The sequence below is a fragment of the Microbispora sp. H13382 genome (assembly GCF_014161445.1).
Taxonomy (GTDB): Bacteria; Actinomycetota; Actinomycetes; order Streptosporangiales; family Streptosporangiaceae; genus Microbispora.
This window is the reverse complement of sequence record NZ_JABBXA010000003.1, coordinates 144,560-165,813: the sequence shown is the minus strand read 5'-3', so window position 1 is coordinate 165,813 and position 21,254 is coordinate 144,560. Positions and strand designations below refer to the sequence as shown.

The window sequence follows — 21,254 nt, the reverse complement described above, 5'->3', positions numbered from 1 at the left end:
AGTCACCCGGATTTCCGGCGGCAGACCTCGGCGTAGAGCCGCTCGAACCACTCCGCCGCCCGCCCGATGTCCACCTGCTCCGCGCTCTCACGAGCACCGGCCCGCAGGCTCCGCGCCGTCTCCGGGCGCATCGCGCGCAGGATGCCCTCGGCCAGGGAGTGCGCGCTGCCGGGCAGGGTGAGCAGGCCGTTCCTGCCCGTCTCGATCAGGTCGGGCACACCCCCGACGGCGGTGGACACCACGGGCACCCCCGCGGCCAGCGCCTCCATCACCACGACCGGCAACCCCTCGTACTCGGAGCTGAGCACGAGCAGGTCGGCGGCGGCGATCAGCCGGCGGGCGTCGGCCACGGGGCCGACGACCCGGATGCGGTCGGACCCGACGCGGGCGACGCGGCGCTCCGTCTCCTGCCGCAGCGGCCCCGCCCCAGCGAGCAGGAAGACGGCGCGCGGGTCGGCGGCGACGACCCTGGCGGCCGCCTCGACGAGCAGCCCGTGGTTCTTCTGCGGACGGAAGTTGGCGACGTTCACGATGAGGAAGGCGTCGTCCGGGACCGTCCACTCCCGCCGGGTCGAGCCGGCCAGCGCGGCCCAGCGGCGCTGCTCGGCCACCCGCACACCGTGGACACACGTGAAAGGCCCGCGCCCGCGCCTGCCGGTGCGCGCCCGGGCGACCTGGGGCGAGACCGCCACGATGCGGCCGTCCAGCCAGGCGGTCGCCCGGTCGAGCACCGTCGTCAGCGGGTGGTAGCGCACGTTGTGGACCGTCGAGATGAGGAACGGCCGGTGGCGCCACAGCCGGGACGCCGGGCGCAGCAGCGCGGCGGGAAGGGGCGAGTGCAGGTTCACGACGTCCGGCCCCAGGCGCCTGACCTCCCGCACGAGCCGCGCGAGCCGCAGCGGGCGCGGGCAGGAGGACAGGTCGACGACGCCGATCCCGGCCGACCTGAGGCGGCCGGCGAGCTCGCCGGTCGACGCGCTCAGGCACGCCACGGTGTAACGGTGGGCCGAGCCGGACGTGGCGAGCAACCGCTCGACGAGGAGCATCTCCGCGCCCCCGACGTCCAGCGTCTTGATGACTTCGCACACATGGACACTGCGCATCGCGCTCAATCCCCTAGGAGAATATTCAGGAAAACGGCTCCGGATCGCGTTCAGACGACGCGGTAAATCAGGTAGTCGGCGGACCGGTAGACCGGCTTCGCCCATTCCCCTGCGCGTGGTTCCGGAATTCCCCGCCGGCGTTCGAGGACGAGCCAGCGGACGCCGTACCGGCTGCGCAGAAGCCCGATCGCGGAGGAGGCGGAATCCCGGAACGCGGCGTCGTTGAGCCGGAGCCGCTCCTCGTCCCAGAAGGGAATGCGCTCGATCGGCAGCCCGGGACGCCAGCGGCCGTTGTTCGACGGGGTGTAGGTCCAGCCCTCGACCAGCACACGCCGCTCGGCCAGGGCGGCCAGCCACATGTGCCGGTTGTCGCACGGGCTCTCGTACCCCCACCGGCAGTGGGCGTTGGTCGCGACCAGGTCGTCCGGGCCGGAGTGCGCGCGCAGCCACCGCGCCGCGTCCAGCGCCCCTGCGGGCACGGACGTGACCGGGACCGGTCCGCCGGGCGCGGAGGAGGCGTCCCCCGCGTCACCGGAGAGCGCCCTCGCCGCCCACGCGAAGGGAAGGCCGAGGCCGGTGACCATGAAGACGATGAAGGCCCATCGGCGGGCGCGGCTCCATCTCATGATCGCCAGAACGACGGCGACCACCGTCACGGCGGCCGCCGCGGCGGCGTACGGCAGGTAGAGCGACGCCTGCGGCAGGCCGGGAGCCAACGGGACCCGGACTCCACACAGGGCCCGTACCAGGAGTCCGATCAGCACCCCGGATCCGGCCGCGACGGCGACGGCGCGGTACGGCAACCGCGCGCGCCGCCGCGCGAGGGACAGCCCGTGGACGGCGGTGATCACCAGGTAGGGGTAGCCCCCGGCGAGGAAGTAGATCTGGCTCATCAGGCAGTGCCCGAACACCAGCACCGCGCCGAGCCCGGACAGGCCCATGCCGAGCATGACGAGCACCCCCGGCCGGGTGAGCGCCCGCGACCGGCCCAGAAGTCCGAGCACCCCGAACCAGATCGTCGCCCAGCACAGCACGTACAGGAGGGTCACGCCGAGCAGCGCCGCCGTCCCCGCGCGGGCCTCGTCCTGCCCGGTGAGCTGCCCCCACGTCGTGCGCATGAGCGACAGCGGGTCCACGACGATGCCGTTGCGCGCGCCGCCGAACAACACGAACTGCGCGTACAGCAGGCACGCCGCGGTCATCCCCGCGGCGGCGAGCAGGGCCCGGGACGGCGCGCGCCTCCGGACGAGGGCGGCGGCGCCCGCGGCCGCCAGCCCCGCCGCCAGCAGCGGCAGCTGGGTGGCCTTGGCGCCCATGACCCCGACGAGGAACACGCCGAGCAGGATCCACCGCCCGGCGTCCGCCCCACTCACAGGCCTCCCGCGGGGCTCCAGCGCCTCGATCACCAGCAGGACGACCGGCACGAGCAGGAGCGCTCCGAACGTCTGGGACGGGCTCGTCCACGACTGGACGCGCCAGGTGAACACGCCGGCGCCAGGCCCGGCGTAGAGCTGCGGAGTCGCCATGAAGAACGTGCCCGCGAGGGTGGCCGCCACCGCGGCCCGGGACCTGGCCACGCGCCGGGCGACCATGGCCAGCAGGACGACGAGCGCCGCCAGCACGGGCAGCATGCCGAGGCGGAACAGCAGCACCAGCGGCTCGATGCCGGTGATCCAGCTCGCCGCCGCGTAGTGCGCGTACACGAACCAGTGGTAGAGCAGCGGCTCGCCCGCGACGAGGGGCACCGTGGGCGGCATGTGGTTCTTCAGCTCGCCGACGAGTGCCAGGTGGTACGGCAGGTCGACGTTCGCGACCGCCATCAGCGGCCAGGTCAGGGCGGTGTGCCGGAAGAAGGTGACCGCGCTCCATGCGACCAGGCTCGCGACGGTCAGCGCCAGGAACCACGACCACCACAGCGGCGCGGTGGCCCGCGGGACGGCCGCCCCTCGCCCGCGCAGCCGCGGGAACGCGGCGCAGGCCGCGTACGTGACGGCCGGCCACAGCAGCACGAGCAGCGGCGCCCCGGCGGCGCGGGCGGCTACGTAGGCCAGCACCTCGGCGACGTAGCCGAGCGCCACGCCGAGGGCGATCTCCTCGGCCACCGTGCGGCGGCCGCGGTACAGGGCACGGACCAGCAGGGTTCCGGGCAGCGCCACGCAGGCGACGAGATAGGCGCAGAAGCAGAGCAGGTCCCTGACGGAGACGCCGTAGCGCAGCACGACGGCCGCCGTGAACGCCGTCACCGTCGCGGCCGGCAGCCACGCCAGGACCCGGGCCGCACGGGTGCGCGCGGCCCGGGCGTCCGGCCGCGACGGACGCGCTCGTCCCGCCGGAGCCAGGGTGATCGGACCGGCGTGCCGCAGAGGTGTTGTCTCGGCCATGGGGCCAAGCCTCACGATCGTCCGCGCCCCCGCCCGGCTTCGACGCCGGGGCGCGGCGGAGTCCTTGCCACTCCTTTGTACGGACCCGCATTCGTCCGCGGACCGCGGCGTCGCGCGCATCCGCGCCGAGGCGGAGGAAAAGCGGTCCGTTCCCGGCGGCGCGGCGCGAATACGAACCGGGCCGATGCTTTACGTTTCCGCCGAACGGTGGGCGGACACGCGCCAAACCGCCCGGATCATGGGTCGGTAGGGAATGCGAAAAGGCTTCGCCGGGACCGTGACGGTGCCGGTGAAAAGCCCAAATGCCGAGTTAGCTTCTCCGACGTGAACAGGCCCATCACCGAGGAGCCCGTGATGAGACCGAACGGCCGCATTCGGGTCATGGAAATCATCGCGCGCATGAACATCGGCGGCCCGGCGACCCAGATCCTGGGGCTGCACGAACGGCTGGACACGGACGAATTCGACCACCGCCTCTACACAGGGGACGTGGACGGCGCCGAAGGCGACCACATGCGCCTGCGGGACGCCACGCTGCGGGTGCACCGGATTCCCGGACTGGGCCGCTCCGTCAGACCGGCCGACGACTGCCGCGCGCTGCTGCGGCTGGCCGCCGAGATGCGCGGCTTCCGGCCGCACATCGTGCACACGCGCACGGCCAAGGCGGGAGCGCTCGGCCGTACGGCGGCCCGGCTCGCCCGGGTCGGACCCGCCTGGGGCGGAGGGCGGACGGTGCACGTGTTCCACGGCCATCTCCTCGACGGTTACTTCTCTCCGCTCAAGCGCCGCCTCTACGTCTCGGCCGAGCGGCGTCTGGCCGCCATGTCCGACCGGCTGGTGACGGTGGGGGCGAAGGTCCGCGACGACCTGCTCGCCGAGGGGATCGGCCGTCCCGAGCAGTACGTCGTGATCCCGCCGGGGGTGGGCCTTGGCCCCGTCCCCGGCCGCGCGGCGGCCCGCGCCGGCCTGGGCCTCCCGCCGGACGCGCCCGTCGTCGCCTTCGTCGGCCGGCTCACCCGGGTGAAGCGGCCCGACCGGTTCCTCGCCATGGCGGCGGCCCTGCTCAGGCGCCTGCCCGGGTGCCGGTTCGCGGTCTGCGGCGGCGGCGAGCTCACCGGGGAGGTGGAGCGCGGGATCGCGGCTCTGCCAGACGCCTTCCACCTGCTGGGATGGCGGGCGGACGTCGAGACGGTGTACGCCGCCGCCGACGTGGTCGTGCTGACGTCCGACAACGAGGGAACCCCGCTGAGCCTCATCGAGGCCGGCATGGCCGGGACGCCCGTCGTCGCCACCCGGGTGGGCAGCGTGCACGAGGTGGTCCGCGACGGGGTGACCGGCCTGCTGGCCGGCCCGGACGCGGCCGAGCTCGCGGCGCACGTCTTCCGGCTGCTGTCGGATCCGGCGCTCGCGCTTCGCATGGGTGAGGCCGCGCGCCGCTGGACGACGGACTCCTTCTCGGTCGAGCGCCTGACGGCCGACACCGAGGCGCTCTACCGGTCGCTGTGCGCCGGGCCCGCGCTCACCCGGGGGCTCGTCGCGTGAGGATCCTCGTCACCGGCGGCGCCGGGTTCATCGGCGCCAACCTCTGCCGCACGCTCGTCACCCGCCCCGAGGTCGAGAGCGTCACCGTGCTCGACGACCTGAGCAGCGGGGACCCGGCCAACCTCGCCGGCGTCGGGGCCGGCCTCGTGACCGGCAGCATCCTCGACCGGGACCTGCTGGCCGAGCTCGTGCCCGGCGCCACGCACGTGATCCACCTCGCCGCCCGGCCCTCGGTGCCCCGGTCGGTGAAGGACCCGCTCACCTCGCACGCCGTCAACGCCACGGGGACGCTCCACGTCCTGGAGGCGTGCCGGGCCACCCGCCCGCACATGATCCTGGCTTCTTCCTCCTCGGTGTACGGCGACTGCGCCGAGCCGTGCAAGCACGAGGACCTGCCCACCCGCCCGCTCAGCCCGTACGGCGCGAGCAAGCTCGCCACCGAGGCCTACGCCCTGGCGTACGCGGAGAGCTACGGCCTGCCGGTCCTGCCGTTCCGCTTCTTCAACGTGTACGGGCCCCTCCAGCCGGCCGGGCACGCGTACGCCGCGGTCATCCCGGCGTTCGTGAGCGCGGCGCTGGCCGGCCGGCCGGTGCCCGTGCACGGAGACGGGAGGCAGTCCCGTGACTTCACCTACGTGGGATCGGTGGCGGGCATCCTCGCCGACGCCGCCGTCCGCCGTGTCACGAGCACGACGCCGGTGAACCTCGCGTTCGGCACGCGGGTGTCCCTGCTGGGCCTGAAGGACGCGCTGGCGACGATCCTCGGCCGGCCGGTCGAGGCGGAGTTCCTCCCCGCCCGCGCGGGCGACATCCGGGAGTCGCAGGCCTCCCCCCGCCTGCTGCTGGAGCGGTTCCCCGGCGTGCGGCCGGTGCCGCTCGGCGAGGGCCTGGGCCTGACGGTGACGTGGTTCGAGAAGACTCAGGGCACGGCTCCCCGGTGAGAAGCCCCCGGGCGCGCGCCCGGCGCCGTCCCCCCTTTTCTGCATGCACTCAACTAGCGATCCTTTCAACCGCCACTGCTGGGAGAAGTCGTTGACCATGTCGAGCGGGAACACATATCTGATAACAGGTGGAAGCGGCTTCGTCGGGTCACACCTGACCGACGCCCTGCTGGCGCGCGGGGAGTCCGTGGTCGTCCTGGACGACATGTCGACCGGCCGTGCGGCGAACCTCGCGCATCACGCGGGCGACGACCGGCTGCGCGTCGTCCGGGGGTCGGTCCTGGACGAGCTCGTGGTCGACGAACTGGTCCACGAATGCGACGTGGTGGTCCATCTCGCCGCCGCCGTGGGGGTCAAGCTGATCGTCGAGCACCCCCTGCGGTCTCTCACGACCAACATCCGCGGCTCGGAGATCGTGATCGGAGCCGCGCACCGGTACCGGCGGAAGATCCTCGTCACCAGCACGAGCGAGATCTACGGGAAGAACTCCGCCGGGCCACTGCCCGAGGGGGCCGACCGCGTGCTGGGCAGCCCCGAGATCGTCCGCTGGGCGTACAGCACGGCCAAGGCCGTCGACGAGATCCTGGCCAACGCCTACCACCGGGAGCGCGGGCTACCGGCGATCATCGTCCGGCTCTTCAACACCGTGGGGCCGCGGCAGAGCCCGGCCTACGGCATGGTCATCCCGCGGCTCATCCGGCAGGCGCTGAGCGGAGCGCCGCTCACCGTCCACGGAGACGGCACGCAGACCCGCTGCTTCGCGCATGTCCGGGACGTCGTTGAGGCCCTGCTCCTCCTCCTCGACGACTCCTCCGCGATCGGCCAGACCTTCAACGTCGGCTCCAGCGACGAGGTGAGCATCCTCGAACTCGCCAAGCTGGTCACGGAACTGAGCGGCAGCACCTCCGGGATCGACCTGGTCCCGTACGCGGAGGCGTACGGCAAGGGCTTCGAGGACATGACGCGGCGGGTGCCCGACACCACCAAGCTCCGCGAACTCACCGGATGGGCGCCCAAGCGGACGCTCGACGACATCCTGCTGGAGACCATCGCCGACGCCCGCGCCGAACTCACGGCACCGGACCGGTGAACGGCACCACCCCCCTGGCCGCCGGGGGCATCGCGTTCGCCCTGTGCGCCGCCGCGACCGCCGTACTGCGGCATCTCGCGCTGCGCTGGGAACTGTTCGACCGGCCGGGAGGACACAAGTCGCACCGGCGGCCCACCCCCTACCTGGGGGGGATCGCCATCGCGCTGAGCACACTCGTCCCGCCGCTCGTGCTCGCCGGCCCGGCCCTGAAGCCGGTCGCCGGCGTCCTCGTCGGCGCCGTGGCGATGGCGCTGCTCGGCCTGATCGACGACCTCATCCCGCTCCCCCCGCCGACCCGGCTGGCCGTACAGGGACTGGCGGCCGGGGTCGCCGTGATGAGCGGGATCGTGGCGCCCCTCACCGGGAGCGTCCTGGACGTCCCGATCACCGCGCTGTGGATCGTCGTGGTCACGAACTCGTTCAACTTCCTCGACAACATGGACGGCGCGCTCGGCGGCGTCACCGTGGCCGCGGCGGCCTTCCTCGCCGCGGGTGCCTTCGTCTCCGGGCGGCCGGCGATCGGGCTGGTCCTGGCGGCCCTGTCCCCCGCCGCCCTGGGCTTCCTGCTGCACAACTGGGCGCCCGCGAGGATCTTCATGGGCGACGCCGGCTCTCTTTTCATCGGGTTCGTCCTCGCCTCCTCGGCCGCCCTGCTGGTCACCGGCAGCGGTACGGTCACGGCGGCCGCGGGCCTGCTGCTGCCCACGTTCGTCGCGACCGTCGACACCGGCGTCGTCCTGCTGGCGCGGCGCAGGGCGGGCCGCCCGCTGCTGCAGGGCGGATCCGATCACCTCTCTCATCGCCTGCACCGGCTCGGCCTCGGCAAGAGGCTCACCGCCCTGGCGCTGGCCACACTCGCGGCCGCCGCCGGCGTTCTCGACCTGGCGATGACGCTGGGGTGGGTCCCGGCGTTCGGCGCGGTGACCGGGGCCGCCGCCACCGCGGTCGCGGCCGTCATCCTGGCGCAGCGCGTCCGGGTCTACCCGGCGAAACGTCCGACGACCTCGATTCGTGTGAGGCGGTAACTCTCGTGGAACTGCTCTACTACGCGCGGCTGATGCGCGGATACTGGTGGATCCTGCTGCTCGCGCTGCTCACCGGCGTGGGAGCGGCCCTGGCCGTGACCGCGGGCACCCCGCCGAGGTACGTCGCGACGATCACCATGCTGGTCTCCGCCGACGCCGGGCAGGGCGGCCTCTCGACCGCTCTGCAGGCGGAGACGCTGTCCCAGCAACGGGTGCAATCGTACGCCGCCCTGCTGACCAGCCGCCGGGTGATCGGGAAGATCGCCGGCGGCGGTGACGTGCACGGGCTGGAGGCGGACATCACGGCCGAGGCGATTCCCAACACCTCGCTGCTGCGCGCCACCGTGGCCGACACCGACCCGGTGCGGGCCGCCCACCGGGCCGACGCCCTGGGCTCCGCGTTCACCACGACGATCGATCAGATCGAGCGGCCGGCGCCCAAGACCCCGCCCACGGTGCGGGTCATCGTCGTGGACGGCGCGGAGGTTCCCGAGAAGCCCGTGGCACCCCGGCCGCTGGTCAACGTGGCGCTCGGCGTGCTGATCGCGCTGTTCGCGTCCGTCGGCGGGCTCGTGCTGCGCGACCGCCTGGACACGACCGTCAAGACGGCCGAGACGCTGCAGCGGGTCGCCGGGACATCGATTCTCGGAGTCATCGGCTACGAGCGCGACGCCCGCAGGAATCCCCTGATCACCGGCGGCGGCCGCTCGTCGCGGGCGGAGTCGTTCCGGTCGCTGCGGACCAACCTGCAGTTCATCGGGGTGGACCGGCAGCCGAAGTCGCTCGTCGTCACCAGTTGCCTTCCGAACGAGGGCAAGTCGTCCACCTCGGTCAACCTGGCGATCGCGATGGCGCAGGCAGGCTGGCGGGTGATCCTGATCGACGGCGACCTGCGGCGCCCGAGCGTTCCAGGCTATCTCGGCATCGAGGGCGGCATCGGCCTCACCGACGTGCTCATCGACAAGGCGAGCCTGCCCGAAGTGGTGCAGACGTGGGGCCGGCCCGGCCTGTCGGTGCTGCCGAGCGGGCGCGTGCCGCCGAACCCCAGCGAGCTGCTCGGCTCGCAGGGCATGCGCGCGGTGCTGGCCCAGCTCACCGAGCAGTACGACATGGTGATCGTCGACGCGCCGCCGCTGCTGCCCGTCACCGACGCCGCGGCGCTCGGGGCGATCTGCGACGGCACGCTGCTCGTCGTGCGGCACGGCAGGACGCGGCGCGAGCAGGTGACGCGCGCCGGGGAACTGCTGTCGTCGGTCAACTCCCGCCTCGTCGGCGCCGTCCTGAACTTCGCTCCGGTCAAGCAGAGCGACCACTACGGCTCGGGCTACGGATACGAGCCGGTGGAACAGGACACCGCACGGCAGATCACGCCTATCCCTGTGTGAGCAGGCGGATCGGGACGGCGAGCGAGTCGGCGATCCGGCGGGCCGCCTGCCGGTAGGCCCTGCGGCGCCCTCCATAGGGGTCGGGAATGTCGGGCTGGTCCACCCGGACCAGCCCGCGCAGCGCCCCGGCCTCCTCCAGCAGCACCCGCGCCCTGCCCACCGGATCCACCTGGCGCAGCACCCTGTCCGGAGGAACCGCACGAGCCAGCGCGCCGAACTCGGCGATGGTGAACGCGCGTGCGGCCGCGCCCGGCTGCAGAGCCACCGCTGCGGCGCGGTGCTCGGACGAGGCCGCCAGCACGAGATCGGCACCGGCCACCGCCCCGGCGGTGAGCGGGCGCGAGGCGAAGCCCTCCGGATCCCCCCCGAGCCGCGACAGCACCTCACGCGCCCGCTCCGCCATCGGCAGCCCCGCGCGGGCGCGGCTCCCCGCACTGCTCACGACGATCGGCGAACCCGGCCCGAGCGCGGCCAGGGCGAGCCGCTCGGCCATGGCCGACCTGCAGATGTTCCCCGTGCACACGAACAGGACACGGAAGGTCTCCGTGTCCTGCCGCATCGTGTCCGGGGTCGTCGTCCCCGCTTCACCGGCGCCGTCCATGAACCGGATCCGGGCCTCCGGGATCGCTCCGGCCGCGGCCTCCCCCGCTCTCGTACCACTCGTACGCTCCATGGGCGGGACGCTAGACCGCACCCGGCGCGCCGCCGCTCGCGGCACGCCGGGCTTTACGCTTCCTGGTTCCCCTCGCGCGGGTTCTCAGGAGGACCCGCAGCCCGTTCCGTCGGCCGTGACCAGCGTCTTCTGCGGGCGGACGAGCGGCTGCACGGGGACCACGGGAGCCGCCGCCGAATACGGTTCGAGGAGGTCGACGTCCAGCGTCCTCGACTGGCCGGGGGCGAACTCCAGCACCTTCGAGTAGACGGGATGGGACCGCTCGGCCTCCGCGTAGTACGAGATGGGCCGCCCGTCGAGCCGCACCGCCGTCGCCTTCGCGCCGACCGCCGCGTACAGCGAGACCCAGAGCAGGTTGGACCCGGCGGCGTGCGGGTGCCCGGGGTCGTCGAGCCGGTCGGTGACGTACGTCGGCAGCGGCCCGCGCGGCGCGTCGTTGGTCAGCCGGATCCGCACCCGGGAGGTGCGCTGCCCGTCCGGGCGGCACGGGCCGAGTTCGTAGGTGAGCGAGCGGTCCAGGTAGTAGTCGAGCTTGGTGCCGGCCGAGTTGTTGACCACGAGCCCGGCGTACGGCCCCCGCCGCTCGGGCAGCACCCCGCCGAGCGGGGTGGCCGCCAGGCGGCGCTGCTCGTCCTCGGCCCGGCTCCAGACTCGGAGCCGGTGCTCGCTGACCATGCGTTCCAAGGCGGGCAGCAGCCGCGTGGGCCGGTCCAGCGAGCCGGTCAGCGCCTCGCTGACCGCGCCGGCGATCCTGATCAGGTATTTCTTGCGCTCGGCGGGATCGGGGTAGCGGGCGTAGGCCGCCCGTTCGGTGAGGTCGACGACGTTGCCCGCCGTCACCGTTTCGCCTCCGGGAAGTTTCACCGGCCCGATCGCGCCCAGGATGTAGGAGAGGGCGACCGGGTCGGTCGCGATGGCCCCGTCGAGCTTCTGGCCGGTCTGACGGCGCCACAAGCCGGTCCAGGTGACCGCCGCGTAGGGGAAGTGCGGGGAGAGATTGGACACCGACAGAGTCGTTGTCGCGCCCCGGCCGTACCGCGAGGCGAACCCCCGGCCGTGGTCGGCGACGGGCTTCGCGCTCGCCGCCATGCCGGTGTTCGCGGACAGCCGGGTGACGGACACCCTGCCGCCGTCGGCCTTGAGGATGCCGAACGCGCCGACGAGGCCGCCGGTGCCGCGGGCCTCGGCGTTGGTCTCGAACGCCAGGAAGTAGCGGCGGGGGCCGCCGCCGCCGAGCATGGGCGGCAGGAGAGCCGCGGCGTCCGCGCCCTGGCTCAGCATGCCGCGCAGCCAGCCCGTCTCGCGGAGCACGATGTCGCGCGCCCCGTCCAGGGCGGCCAGCCCCGTCGCCGCCGGCGTGCGCGCGACGCGCGACCTCGCCGCCTCCACGCGGACGACGCCGTCGCGCAGCACGGGTGCCATCGCGTCGAGTGCGGCCAGCGCGCGCCGCAGGTCCCCCGGCGACTGCGCGTTCGTGGACAGCAGCGGCGCGGCGGCGCGCTCCACCCGGGTCAGCACGTCGGTGACGTCCGCGACGGACGCGGCCAGCCCCCTGGCCGTCGCCGCGCCGTCGCCCACCACCGGAAGGTGCGTGAGCAGCCCCCAGTAAAGGCCGCCGGTCAGCCGCCGCGCCTCGGCCGCGTGCGTACGGGCGTCCGCGAGCGCCCTGGCGGCCGAAGCCGACCTGACGTCGCCCGCGCGCAGCCGGAGCAGGGCGGCCCGCGTCGCCTCGAGATGGTCGCGCACGCTCATCCCGAGATGGGCCGCCCAGCCCCCGGCCAGCACGAGGCCGAGGGCCAGCGACGGCAGGCCGACGACGACCAGCCGGCGATTCCTCCTACTAGGCACCGCTGGACCGGCGACGCCTCGCGGACATCAGCGTGCAGCCCAGGGCGACGGCCAGCAGACCCGCACCCGCGGCGGCGACGCCCATCGGCGCGCCCGTGAACGGCAGCTGCGGGCCTCCGGCCGGGCCACCCGCGGCGACCGGTGCCGGACCGCCCCCGCCCATGGTCTCCTCGGGGCCCATGCCCGCCGCCTCGTCGAAGTCCTCGTCCTCGAAGTCCTCGTCGTCGAAGGTCTCCTCCTCAGGCATCTCCTCCTCGGTCTCCTCCTCCGGCACCTCCTCCGACTCCTCCCCGACGGGCCCGGCCGCCTCGGGCGCGCCCTGGGCGGACTGCACCGCGTTCTGCACCGGCATGACCCCGCCGTTGCCGCCCGCGCCGACGGGTGCGACGACAGGCTGCGCGTTGCTGTTCGTGGTGTCGTTGTTGGTGTAGGCCTGCGGCCAGTTCCAGCCCTGCCAGTTGTTCTGCGGCCAGATCCAGCCGTTGTTGTTGTTGGGCTGCGTCACCTGGTTGTCGCTCACCACCACCGGCTCCGTCGGCGTCTGGACGTTCTCCACCACGACGGGCCTGGGCGGATAGACGCCGTCGCCCGACGGGAGGACGGTGAAGCCGACGGACTGCGCCGCCGCGGCCCCGGGGATCCCGAGGGCCAGGCCGCCGGCGACCGCCGCCGCCACAAAGATAGGTATTTTATTTCGCGCCACTTGGACTCCCGATAACGGCCGCTCAATTTATTGAGCATTTGCGCTGATTGCCAGCGACATTTCGCTGCTCGACTGTTATATGCGTCCAGGGAAGACTCTCTCCATCACGGCGCACGGTGCTTACCGAAGGATCGTCCAGGTTTTCGCTTCGTTGACCACAGCCGAATAACCCCGGCGGAATGGTGCGAGACGCACACCGTACGGCTCGCGGGGGCCGTACGGCGCGGGACACGCGACGGACTTACCGCTCCTGTGCTCGACGTCTGGACAGCGAGCGGCCTCGGCCGGCACGAAGACGAGGGCCGACGACGGCGAACGGCGTTGTCCTCGCCGTCTACTCGGCGTCTGCGGAGCGGCGGCGCCGGGAGAACAGCAGGGCGCAGCCGAGGGAGAGGGCGGTGGCGAGCAGGCCCGCGCCCGCGGCGGCGACTCCCATCGGCGCCCCCGTGAACGGCAGGGCGGCGCCACCGGCCGGACCGCCCGCGGGCTCCGCCTCCTCGGGGGTCACCCTCATCGGCGCCTCCGGCACCGTCTTCTCTGGAGCATCCTCGCCGGAAGTCTCCTCGGGCTCCTCCTCCGGTGTGTTCTCGAGGTCGCCTGCGCCGGGCGCGGCCTGCGGCGCCCCCGGGGCGCTATGCGCGGCGTTCTGCGCCGGAGCGATCCCCGCGTTGCCGCCCGTGCCCAGAGGCGCGACGACGGGCTGAGCCGGCGCGTTGCCGTTCGGCGTCTGGTTGTTCGTCCGGACGCCGGGTCCGTTGCCGCCACCCCACGCGGGCTGGTTCCACGTCGGCCACCCGCCGTTGTGGTCGCTGGGCTGTGCGACCACCTGAGTCTCCGGCACAGTCGTCGGTCGCTGCTCCCGAACCGCCGCCGGCACGACCGGTTCGACAACGGTGTCCGCGTCGACGGGCCCGGCCTCCGCGTCCACCGGGGGCTTGGTCTCCGCCTCGTCCTCCGCCTCGGTCTTCTCCGGAGCAGGCCCGGCCGCAGGCTGGGACGGGGTCTCCGGCTCGGCCTTCACCACAGGCTCGACCCGGCTCTCCGGCTGGGTCACCGGCCTGGTCACCGGCTTGCTCTTCTCCGGAGCAGGCCCGGCCGCATCGGTGGCAGGGACGCAACCGCAATCCGCGTCCGCCGCAGTCCCGATCGCCGCCTTCACGGCAGTCCCGATCGCCGCGTTCGCGGCAGGCTCGACCCGCACTCCTACGCCGGCCGAGGACTTAGCCCCTACCCCTACCCCCAGGCCCAGGCCAAGCGACAGGAGGCCCGGGCGCAGGTGGGGCGGGTTCGAGTGCCTCTCCTCCCGGGCTGTGCCGCCGGCGTTTCCGTTCCCGGCGACCACGGGGTCGCAGGGTCCGGGTCCGCACCGATCCGGATGGGCGGCGAGCCCTGGCGCCGAAGAGTGGGACTGGGCATTGGCGATGCCGTTGGCGCCGAGTGTCAGGCCGCCCGCAACCGTCACCGCCAGAAGAACAGGTACTGTGTTTTGTCGCGCCACTTCGGACTCCCGATAAAGCCGGCTCAAGCGAATAAGTATTTACTGAGTCACCAGCGGTATTTCGCTGCTCTACCGTTGTACTCATTCGGGGAAGAGCCTCCAGGTCCGGCACTCAGTGTTTAACGAAAGGATCGTTTACCTTTTCACGGCGTTGACCGATCACCCTCCACCGCAGGTGGGGCGACGGACCGCGCACACGATCGAACGGCGCGGGCCATACGGCGCGGAACACGTGACGAACTCACCGCCCCTTGGCCGACGTGCCAAAGATTCGACCAACGCCCGTTCCAGCGCCACCGCGAGCCTGTGCATGAAGGCGATACTCGGTCCGTGCGGGAAGAAGACGACGGGGCCGTGCGGACGGTCGTACGGGTCATCGGCGAGCTGTGCCTGCCCGCGGGGCTGGTCCTGCTGCTGTTCTACGCGTACCTGCTCTGGGGCACCGGCGCGGAGACCGAGCGGGAGCAGCACGTGCTCCAGCAGAGGCTCGGCGAGGTGTTCGACAGGGACCGGGGGCACGCGGGCCCCGGCGCGGTGCGGCTCGGCGACGCCCTGGCGCTGCTGCGCATCCCCCGGCTGGGGGCCGGATACCGGTTCGCGGTCGTCGAGGGCGTCGGGCCGGCGGAGCTGCGCAAGGGCCCCGGTCACTTCCCCGGCACGGCGCTGCCCGGTCAGGTGGGCAACTTCGTGCTCTCCGGGCACCGCACCACCTACGCCGCGCCGTTCAACCGGCTCGACGAACTGCGGCGCGGCGACGACATCGTGGTGGACGCGCGGGACGCCCGCTACACCTACGAGGTCACGCGCAAGGAGGTCGTCGATCCCGGGGAGGTCGACGTCGTCGACCCCGTTCCCGGCCATCCCGGGCGGCGGCCCACGACCGCGGTGATGACCATGACCACCTGCCACCCCGAGTTCTCCGCGGCGCAGCGCCTGGTCGTCCAGGGCGTGCTCGTGCGCCGCGAGGAACGCCAGGACTGACCGAGGGAGAACCGGCGTGTACAGATTCCTCTGGCGGCGGCTGCCCGGCGGCACCGCGCTCCGGCTGGCCGTCGTCCTGCTGCTGACCGGCGTGACGGTGGCCGCGCTGTGGTACGTCGTGTTCCCCTGGCTGGCCCCCCGGGTGCCGATCGGGTGAACGCCCCGCCTTCCATAACGCGGTAGTAGGGGGAAATTGGCCTGTCCTCCGCCGGGCCCGCCGAACGTACGTTGGCGGCAGCCCCACCCGAGACACCCCGATCACCGGCGCGCCTCGTGGTGGTCATCCCCCAGCCGAGGAGACCCCCATGCGAATGTCCCCGATGCGAGTGTCCCCGATGCGAGTGTCACGGTTCCTCCGGACCGTCGCGGCCCTGCTCACGGGAGCGGCCGTGCTGCTCACGGTGTCGCCGGCCCGGGCGGCGGGACCGGCCGGCGCCACGGCGGCGAACACGGCCGCGAACGCGGCGGTGCGCGTGCTGCGGTACGACGCGAGCAGGGCCGCCGAGTTCCGCACGGTGATGGACCAGGCCGCACAGGTCTGGAACGCCTCCGTCAGCAACGTCCGGCTCGTGGCGGGCACACCCGCGGACTTCGTGGTGCTCGCCGACAACGGCTGGCCCCGCACGAGCGTCACCAGACTGGGCCGGGGCACCATCTGGATGGGCAGGGAGGCGACCGCCGAGGGCTACTATCCCCTGCGCATCGCCACCCATGAAATCGGCCACATCCTCGGTCTGCCCGACCGGCGCACCGGCCGCTGCACCGACCTGATGTCCGGTCACAGCGCCCCGGTGAGCTGCACCAACGCCAACCCCAGCGCGGCTGAGAAAAGCGCGGTCGAGGCGAACTTCGCCGGCTCCGCCCTCCGCGCGGAGGAACCCGCCGGCGAGCTCTTCGTCGACCGTCCTGACACCGCTCGCGACCTGGTTCCCGCGCCGTAGAGCGCGTCCGGCGTGGTCGCCGTCCCCGGGTCAGGCCCGTCGTGGCCGCGGCCTGGGGACGGCCCGTGCCGCCGAGGCGAGGGGCGCCGGTGCCGTCAGGGCGAGGGATGCTCCTATATCTGTCAGAGGGCGACGCCGAGGAGCGCGTCGGCGATGTCGCGCACCAGCGCCGGTGAGGAGGCGTCGTCGCCCTCCGCCGCCGCCCAGGCGTCGATCGCCGCGAGCGCGCCCGGGGCGTCGAGGTCGCCGGTCAGACACTCGCGCACCGCCGCCAGCACCGGGCCGCCCGCGGGGCCCGCCGGGCGCGCCACCGCCGCCCGCCACCGCGCCAGCCTCTCCTCCGCCGTGGCGAGCTGGTCCGGCGTCCACTCCCAGTCCGTGCGGTAGTGGTGCGCCAGCAGGGCCAGCCGGACGGCCATGGGGTCGGCCGTCTGCCGCAGGCGGGAGACGAACACGAGGTTGCCCTTGGACTTGGACATCTTCTCGCCGTCCAGGCCGACCATGCCCGCGTGGACGTACGCCCGCGCGAACGGCCACTCGCCGGTGGCCACGTGGCCTTCGCAGGCGCCCATCTCGTGGTGGGGGAAGATCAGGTCCGAACCGCCGCCGGCGACGTCGAAGCCGCTGCCCAGGTTGCGCAGGGCGATGGCGGTGCACTCGACGTGCCAGCCGGGCCGGCCGGGGCCGAACGGCGACTCCCAGGACGGCTCTCCCGGTCGTTCCGCCCGCCAGAGCAGCCAGTCGAGCGGATGGCGCTTGCCCTGCCTGCCGGGGTCGCCCCCGCGCTCGCCGAACAGCTCCAGCATGGTCTCCTCGGAGTAGCCCGAGACCGCGCCGAACTTGGGTGCGGCGGCGACGGAGAAGTAGACGTCCCCGTCGATCTCGTACGTGGCGCCCCGCTCGGCCAGCCGGACGATCAGATCGACGATCTCCCCGACGGTCTCGGTGACCCCGACGTACTCGCGGGGCGGCAGGATGCGCAGCGCCTCCATGTCGGACCGGAACAGCTCGATCTCGCGCTCGCCGAGGGAGCGCCAGTCGGTCCCGGTCGCCTCGGCCCGCTCCAGGAGCGGGTCGTCCACGTCGGTGGCGTTCTGGGTGTAGTGCACGTCGTGGCCGGCGTCCCGCCACACCCGGTTGACCAGGTCGAAGGCGAGGTAGGTGTTGGCGTGCCCGAGGTGGGTGGCGTCGTACGGCGTGATGCCGCAGACGTACAGACGGGCCTCGCCGGAGGGGGCCGTCTCCCGCACCTCACGGGCGGCGGTGTCGTACAGACGGAGCGGAAGGCCCGGACCAGGCAACCTGGGGACATTCGGAGCAGACCACGATCGCATGGTGTGAAGCCTATCCGCGAGGCCGGCGGACCGGTTCAGCCGGTCTGGTCCACGAGGTGTCGATCTGGTGCCAGGTGTCGGGATCGTCCGGCTGGGGGCAGAAGTCGTAGCGCAGCCCCTGCTCCGCGAGGGCGACCAGCGTGACCGACAGGCTGGCGAAGACCCGGCCGTCCGGCAGCCGCCGCCGCATGACCAGCGCGCGGGGATCGTCCCAGGCCAGCCCGGCGCCCGACGCGGGGTCGAGCCACTCCCCCCAGAACCGTTCGGACGAGCCGCCCGTGGTCCATCCGGGCCGGGCGGCCCGGGCGAACCGGGGCCGGAACCAGGCGGTGCGCGGCGCGCTCTCGCCGCGGTCCCAGCCCGTGTTCACGATCATGTGAACACCCTCGGGCAGCTTCTCCTCGGTCAGGATCTCGCCGTCCCAGCTCCACAGCCGTACGCCGTCGAGCCCGCCGAGAACGAGGTGGAAGGGGTCGTACCAGGACAGGTCGAGCGACGGGAGCTCCCCCGTGGCGGCGGCCAGGAGGGGCAGTTCGCCCCGTGAGTGACGCCGGCCCGCCGGAGCCGCCGTCCCCTCTCCGTTGAGCAGCGCCGCCACGCGCCGCCCCACGGGATCGGCGGCCAGCCAGGTGCCGCCCGCCTCCAGGTCGCGGCCGCCGACCAGGCCGGGATACGCGGGCCAGTGCCGGTCCGGCGACATCCACGGCCGCACGACGAACTCGTCACGCACTCCCGCGAGGAGCACGGGCGTACCGGACTCCGGCTCAACGCTCACGATGACCGTACACAATGCGCGTTCCCTCCAATATCGGTAGAGACCCCTGCAGAGTGCACAATCCGCACGTTTTGCGCAAGCCTGTCTGCGGCGATCAAATCGGGGGCCACGGGATCGCGGGCCAGTCCTCGGAGGGGTGCGGGTGGACCCCGGTGGCCAGCAGCCTCTTGACCCGCTCCCACGTGGCCTCCACCTCGGCCTGGGTCAGCAGCTCACGCAGGCGCCGGCCGAGGCGGCCGCGCTCGATCTCGCGCTCCAGCCGCACCAGCACGTTGACCGACTCGCGCGGCAGCGTCTTGCCGCGCCACTGCCACAGCACGGTGCGCAGCTTGTCCTCCACCGCGAAGCAGACCCCGTGGTCGACCCCGTAGACGTGCCCGTCGGGCAGCGGCAGCAGGTGGCCGCCCTTGCGGTCGGCGTTGTTCACCACGGCGTCGAAGACGGCCATGCGGCGAAGCGCGGGGTTGCGGCTGCGCATGAGGGCCATCAGGTCGGCCTCGGGATCGGCGTCGATCCACAGCTGCACCATCCCCGGGCCGAAGGGGCCGTCCCGGTAGACGGTCGGCGGCACGATGCGCCATCCGGTGGCGGCCGCCACCTCGTAGGCGGCCACCTCACGGGCCGCCAGCGTGCCGTCGGGGAAGTCCCAAAGGGGGCGCTCCCCGCGCACCGGCTTGTACACGCACGCCGCCGCGTGCTCACCGTCGCTGATGGAGCAGTAAAGCGTCATGTTCGTGGCCTCGACGAGTCGCCCGGCCACTTCTAAGGTGCCCTCCCGCAGCAGGCGCATGGCCGCCGCGTCGTCCAGCCCCGGCCCGTCCACGTCGCTGATGCTCGCCTCGTCCTCCGTCGTCATCCGGTTCCTCGCCCGCGCGGCGCGCCGCCGCCCTTCCAGCCGTTCACGCCGTGCCTCTCATGCCGAGAACACCCCGGGATGGTGGCCGTTGAGGCGGACGCAGATGTGCCCCTCGGGATCGAGCGGCCGGCCGCACAGCGGGCACGGCGGGCGGCCCGCTGCGACCACATCGAGCGCCCGGCGGCTGAAGGCGCGGGCGGCGGCGGCGCTGATCCGCACCCTGAGGACGGCGGGCTCGGGCCGGTCGTCGTCCAGCGGCGGCTCGTCCTCCTCGTCGCCCTCCGTCGCCTCCTGCGCCTCGATGATCACCTGCGCGGTCTCGGGATCCCAGGCGAGCGCCATCGTCCCAACCCGGAAGTCCTCGTCGATCGGCAGGTCGAGGGGGCCCTCGTCGGCCAGTTCCGCCGGGGCCATGGCCGGGACCGGCGCGCGCCCCCCGCTGCGCCGCAGCACCTCGTCGAGCAGCTCGTCGAGGCGGTCGGCCAGCACGGCGACCTGGAACTTCTCGAGCGCCACCGTGGTGATCCTGCCCTGGCCTCGGGCCTGCAGGAAGAAGGCTCGTGCGCCCGGTTGCCCCACGGCACCGGCCACGAACCTGTCAGGCGGATCGTAGTCGAAGACCGGCATAGCCCGACCTTATGTGGTCCCGGGTCCGCCGCCGACGGCGGCGTCGCTTCCGGTGAGGGTTTCTCCCCCGTCTTCGTCCTCCGACACCTCCGGTGGGGGCACCAGGTTGGCCACTCCCCCGCCCACGTCGTTCGCCCTGAGCAGGAAGGGACGCAGGGGGGTGTAGCGAATCACCGTGACGGAGGCGGGGTCGGCCGTGATGCGCTGGAACTGGTCCAGGTGGAGGCCGAGCGCGTCGGCCACGATCGCCTTGATCACGTCCCCGTGGCTGCACACCATGTAGGTGGCCTTCTCGCCGAGCCGCTCGTTCCAGTCGCGTACGGCCCGCACGGCGCGGTTCTGCACCTCCGCCAGGGCCTCACCGCCGGGGAACACCGCCGCGCTGGGATGGGCCTGCACGACCCGCCACAGCGGCTCCTCGGCGAGCTCCTTCAACGGCCTGCCCGTCCAGTCGCCGTAGCCGCACTCGCCGAACCTGTCGTCGGTCTCGACCGTGAGCGCGCGCCCCTCGGCGACGGCGGCGGCGGTCTCCCGGCACCGCTCCAGCGGGCTGGACACGATGGCGTCCAGTTCCAGGGGCGCGAGCCGTTCGGCCACCGCACGCGCCTGCTCCCTGCCGCGCTCGTCGAGGTGGACGCCCGGGGTCCAGCCGGCCAGCACCGGGCCGGTCATCGCGGTGAGACCGTGCCGTACGAGCAGAACGGTCGTCATGACTGCACCACCCCGAGGGTCAGCAACGTGAGGAGGAACGTCCCCGCGAAGACGCGGTAGACGACGAAGACGATGGTCGAGTGGCGCGCGACGTAACGCAGCAGCCAGGCGATCGAGGCGTACCCGACGACGAACGACACGACGGTCGCGATCAGGGTCGCCGCCACCGGCGGGCCGCCGCCGTCGCCGACGTGCCGCAGCTCGAACAGCCCCGACAGGATCACCGCCGGGATCGACAGCAGGAAGGAGTAGCGGGCGGCGGCCTCGCGCGTGTACCCGAGGAACATCGCGCCGGTCATCGTGGAACCCGAGCGGGAGGCGCCCGGGATCAGCGGCAGCATCTGCCACGCGCCGATGATCAGGCCGTCGCGCATGTTGAGGTCGGCGACCTCCTTCTTCTTGCGGCCCATCTGGTCGGCCGCGAGCAGCAGCAGGCCGAAGACGATGAGCATGGCCGCGTTCAGCCACAGGTTGCGGGCCGGGCCCTCGATCGCGTCCTTGAACAGCAGGCCGGCGACGCCGATCGGGATCGTGCCCAGGCCGATGTACCACCCCATGCGCGCGTCGAGGTCGCCCCGCAGCTCCGGCGTCCACAGGCTGCGCAGCCACGTCCAGGTGATCCGGACGATGTCGCGCCAGAAGTAGATGAGCACCGCGAGCATGGTGCCGAGCTGGATCACCGCGGTGAACGGGGCGCCGGGATCGTCCCATCCCGCCAGCTTGGGCACGATCAGCAGGTGCGCTGAGCTGGAGATGGGCAGGAACTCGGTGAGACCCTGCACGAGCCCGAGCACGATCGCCTGTAGTACGTCCATGGTGCGGACAGCCTATCGGCTAGTC

The 21,254-nt window shown here is 72.9% G+C and carries 20 protein-coding genes; 8 read left to right on the top strand and 12 right to left on the bottom strand.

All coding sequences use genetic code 11. The features are described from left to right. Positions 1-2: 2 nt before the first annotated feature. Both HHX41_RS08410 and HHX41_RS08405 read right to left on the bottom strand, forming a co-directional pair. Positions 3-1,103 carry a glycosyltransferase gene (locus tag HHX41_RS08410; protein WP_182905464.1) on the bottom strand — a complete coding sequence of 367 codons (1,101 nt, stop codon included), beginning with the start codon at positions 1,101-1,103 and terminating at the stop codon, positions 3-5. A 50-nt stretch (positions 1,104-1,153) separates the two neighbouring features. Further along, positions 1,154-3,484: a hypothetical protein gene (locus HHX41_RS08405; RefSeq protein ID WP_182905463.1), complete on the bottom strand. Its 2,331-nt coding sequence runs from the start codon at positions 3,482-3,484 to the stop codon at positions 1,154-1,156. Between the two features lie 354 nt (positions 3,485-3,838). On the opposite strand from HHX41_RS08405, the gene HHX41_RS08400 reads away from it, so the two are divergent. The 5 genes from HHX41_RS08400 to HHX41_RS08380 all read left to right on the top strand — a co-directional run bounded on the left by HHX41_RS08400 (position 3,839) and on the right by HHX41_RS08380 (position 9,467). Further along, positions 3,839-5,026 (top strand): glycosyltransferase, encoded by a 1,188-nt coding sequence (locus tag HHX41_RS08400; RefSeq protein ID WP_182905462.1) that lies wholly within the window; start codon positions 3,839-3,841, stop codon positions 5,024-5,026. Beyond that, positions 5,023-5,967 carry an NAD-dependent epimerase/dehydratase family protein gene (locus tag HHX41_RS08395; RefSeq protein ID WP_182905461.1) on the top strand — a complete coding sequence of 315 codons (945 nt, stop codon included), beginning with the start codon at positions 5,023-5,025 and terminating at the stop codon, positions 5,965-5,967. The genes HHX41_RS08400 and HHX41_RS08395 overlap by 4 nt, the downstream gene beginning before the upstream one ends. A gap of 97 nt (positions 5,968-6,064) precedes the next feature. After that, the gene (locus tag HHX41_RS08390) at positions 6,065-7,057 is read left to right on the top strand and encodes an NAD-dependent epimerase/dehydratase family protein (RefSeq protein ID WP_182905460.1); all 993 of its coding nucleotides are present in this window, start codon (positions 6,065-6,067) and stop codon (positions 7,055-7,057) included. Further along, on the top strand, positions 7,054-8,082 hold the full coding sequence (locus HHX41_RS08385) for an MraY family glycosyltransferase (RefSeq protein WP_182905459.1): 1,029 nt from the start codon (positions 7,054-7,056) through the stop codon (positions 8,080-8,082). The genes HHX41_RS08390 and HHX41_RS08385 overlap by 4 nt, the downstream gene beginning before the upstream one ends. 5 nt (positions 8,083-8,087) lie before the next feature. Next, complete coding sequence (locus tag HHX41_RS08380; RefSeq protein ID WP_182905458.1) at positions 8,088-9,467, top strand: polysaccharide biosynthesis tyrosine autokinase; 1,380 nt, start codon at positions 8,088-8,090, stop codon at positions 9,465-9,467. Here the strand turns inward: HHX41_RS08380 and HHX41_RS08375 are convergent. The 4 genes from HHX41_RS08375 to HHX41_RS08360 form a co-directional block, all read right to left on the bottom strand. Next, positions 9,454-10,140: a hypothetical protein gene (locus tag HHX41_RS08375; protein ID WP_182905457.1), complete on the bottom strand. Its 687-nt coding sequence runs from the start codon at positions 10,138-10,140 to the stop codon at positions 9,454-9,456. The genes HHX41_RS08380 and HHX41_RS08375 overlap by 14 nt on opposite strands. An 84-nt stretch (positions 10,141-10,224) precedes the next feature. Further along, complete coding sequence (locus HHX41_RS08370; protein WP_182905456.1) at positions 10,225-11,988, bottom strand: DUF4012 domain-containing protein; 1,764 nt, start codon at positions 11,986-11,988, stop codon at positions 10,225-10,227. Continuing rightward, complete coding sequence (locus tag HHX41_RS08365) at positions 11,981-12,664, bottom strand: hypothetical protein (RefSeq protein ID WP_182905455.1); 684 nt, start codon at positions 12,662-12,664, stop codon at positions 11,981-11,983. Before HHX41_RS08365 ends, HHX41_RS08370 begins: the two co-directional genes overlap by 8 nt. A 361-nt stretch (positions 12,665-13,025) precedes the next feature. Continuing rightward, a complete protein-coding gene (locus HHX41_RS08360) occupies positions 13,026-13,757 on the bottom strand; it encodes a hypothetical protein (RefSeq protein ID WP_182905454.1) in 732 nt (243 codons plus the stop codon). Positions 13,758-14,519: 762 nt separating this feature from the next. On the opposite strand from HHX41_RS08360, the gene HHX41_RS08355 reads away from it, so the two are divergent. The 3 genes from HHX41_RS08355 to HHX41_RS08345 all read left to right on the top strand — a co-directional run bounded on the left by HHX41_RS08355 (position 14,520) and on the right by HHX41_RS08345 (position 16,111). Further along, positions 14,520-15,170 (top strand): class E sortase, encoded by a 651-nt coding sequence (locus tag HHX41_RS08355; RefSeq protein ID WP_310741842.1) that lies wholly within the window; start codon positions 14,520-14,522, stop codon positions 15,168-15,170. A 16-nt stretch (positions 15,171-15,186) separates the two neighbouring features. Beyond that, positions 15,187-15,327: a hypothetical protein gene (locus tag HHX41_RS08350; protein ID WP_169985789.1), complete on the top strand. Its 141-nt coding sequence runs from the start codon at positions 15,187-15,189 to the stop codon at positions 15,325-15,327. A gap of 148 nt (positions 15,328-15,475) precedes the next feature. Continuing rightward, positions 15,476-16,111: a snapalysin family zinc-dependent metalloprotease gene (locus HHX41_RS08345; protein WP_259400780.1), complete on the top strand. Its 636-nt coding sequence runs from the start codon at positions 15,476-15,478 to the stop codon at positions 16,109-16,111. A 122-nt stretch (positions 16,112-16,233) separates the two neighbouring features. Here HHX41_RS08345 and mshC read toward each other — a convergent pair whose 3' ends face one another. From mshC to HHX41_RS08315, 6 genes are all read right to left on the bottom strand, one after another. Then, positions 16,234-17,445: a cysteine--1-D-myo-inosityl 2-amino-2-deoxy-alpha-D-glucopyranoside ligase gene (gene mshC / locus HHX41_RS08340; protein WP_182905453.1), complete on the bottom strand. Its 1,212-nt coding sequence runs from the start codon at positions 17,443-17,445 to the stop codon at positions 16,234-16,236. 10 nt (positions 17,446-17,455) lie between these two features. Then, positions 17,456-18,220, bottom strand: coding sequence for an NRDE family protein (locus tag HHX41_RS08335; protein WP_310741841.1), 765 nt, complete (start codon positions 18,218-18,220; stop codon positions 17,456-17,458). A gap of 94 nt (positions 18,221-18,314) precedes the next feature. Continuing rightward, entirely contained in the window at positions 18,315-19,076 is a 762-nt protein-coding gene (locus HHX41_RS08330; protein WP_169985796.1) for an SCO1664 family protein, read from the bottom strand. A gap of 57 nt (positions 19,077-19,133) precedes the next feature. After that, the gene (locus HHX41_RS08325) at positions 19,134-19,703 is read right to left on the bottom strand and encodes a DUF3090 family protein (protein WP_182905451.1); all 570 of its coding nucleotides are present in this window, start codon (positions 19,701-19,703) and stop codon (positions 19,134-19,136) included. Between the two features lie 9 nt (positions 19,704-19,712). Then, positions 19,713-20,414: a histidine phosphatase family protein gene (locus tag HHX41_RS08320; protein WP_169985800.1), complete on the bottom strand. Its 702-nt coding sequence runs from the start codon at positions 20,412-20,414 to the stop codon at positions 19,713-19,715. Beyond that, positions 20,411-21,229, bottom strand: coding sequence for an undecaprenyl-diphosphate phosphatase (locus tag HHX41_RS08315; protein ID WP_169985801.1), 819 nt, complete (start codon positions 21,227-21,229; stop codon positions 20,411-20,413). The genes HHX41_RS08320 and HHX41_RS08315 overlap by 4 nt, the downstream gene beginning before the upstream one ends. Between the last annotated feature and the right edge of the window lie 25 nt (positions 21,230-21,254).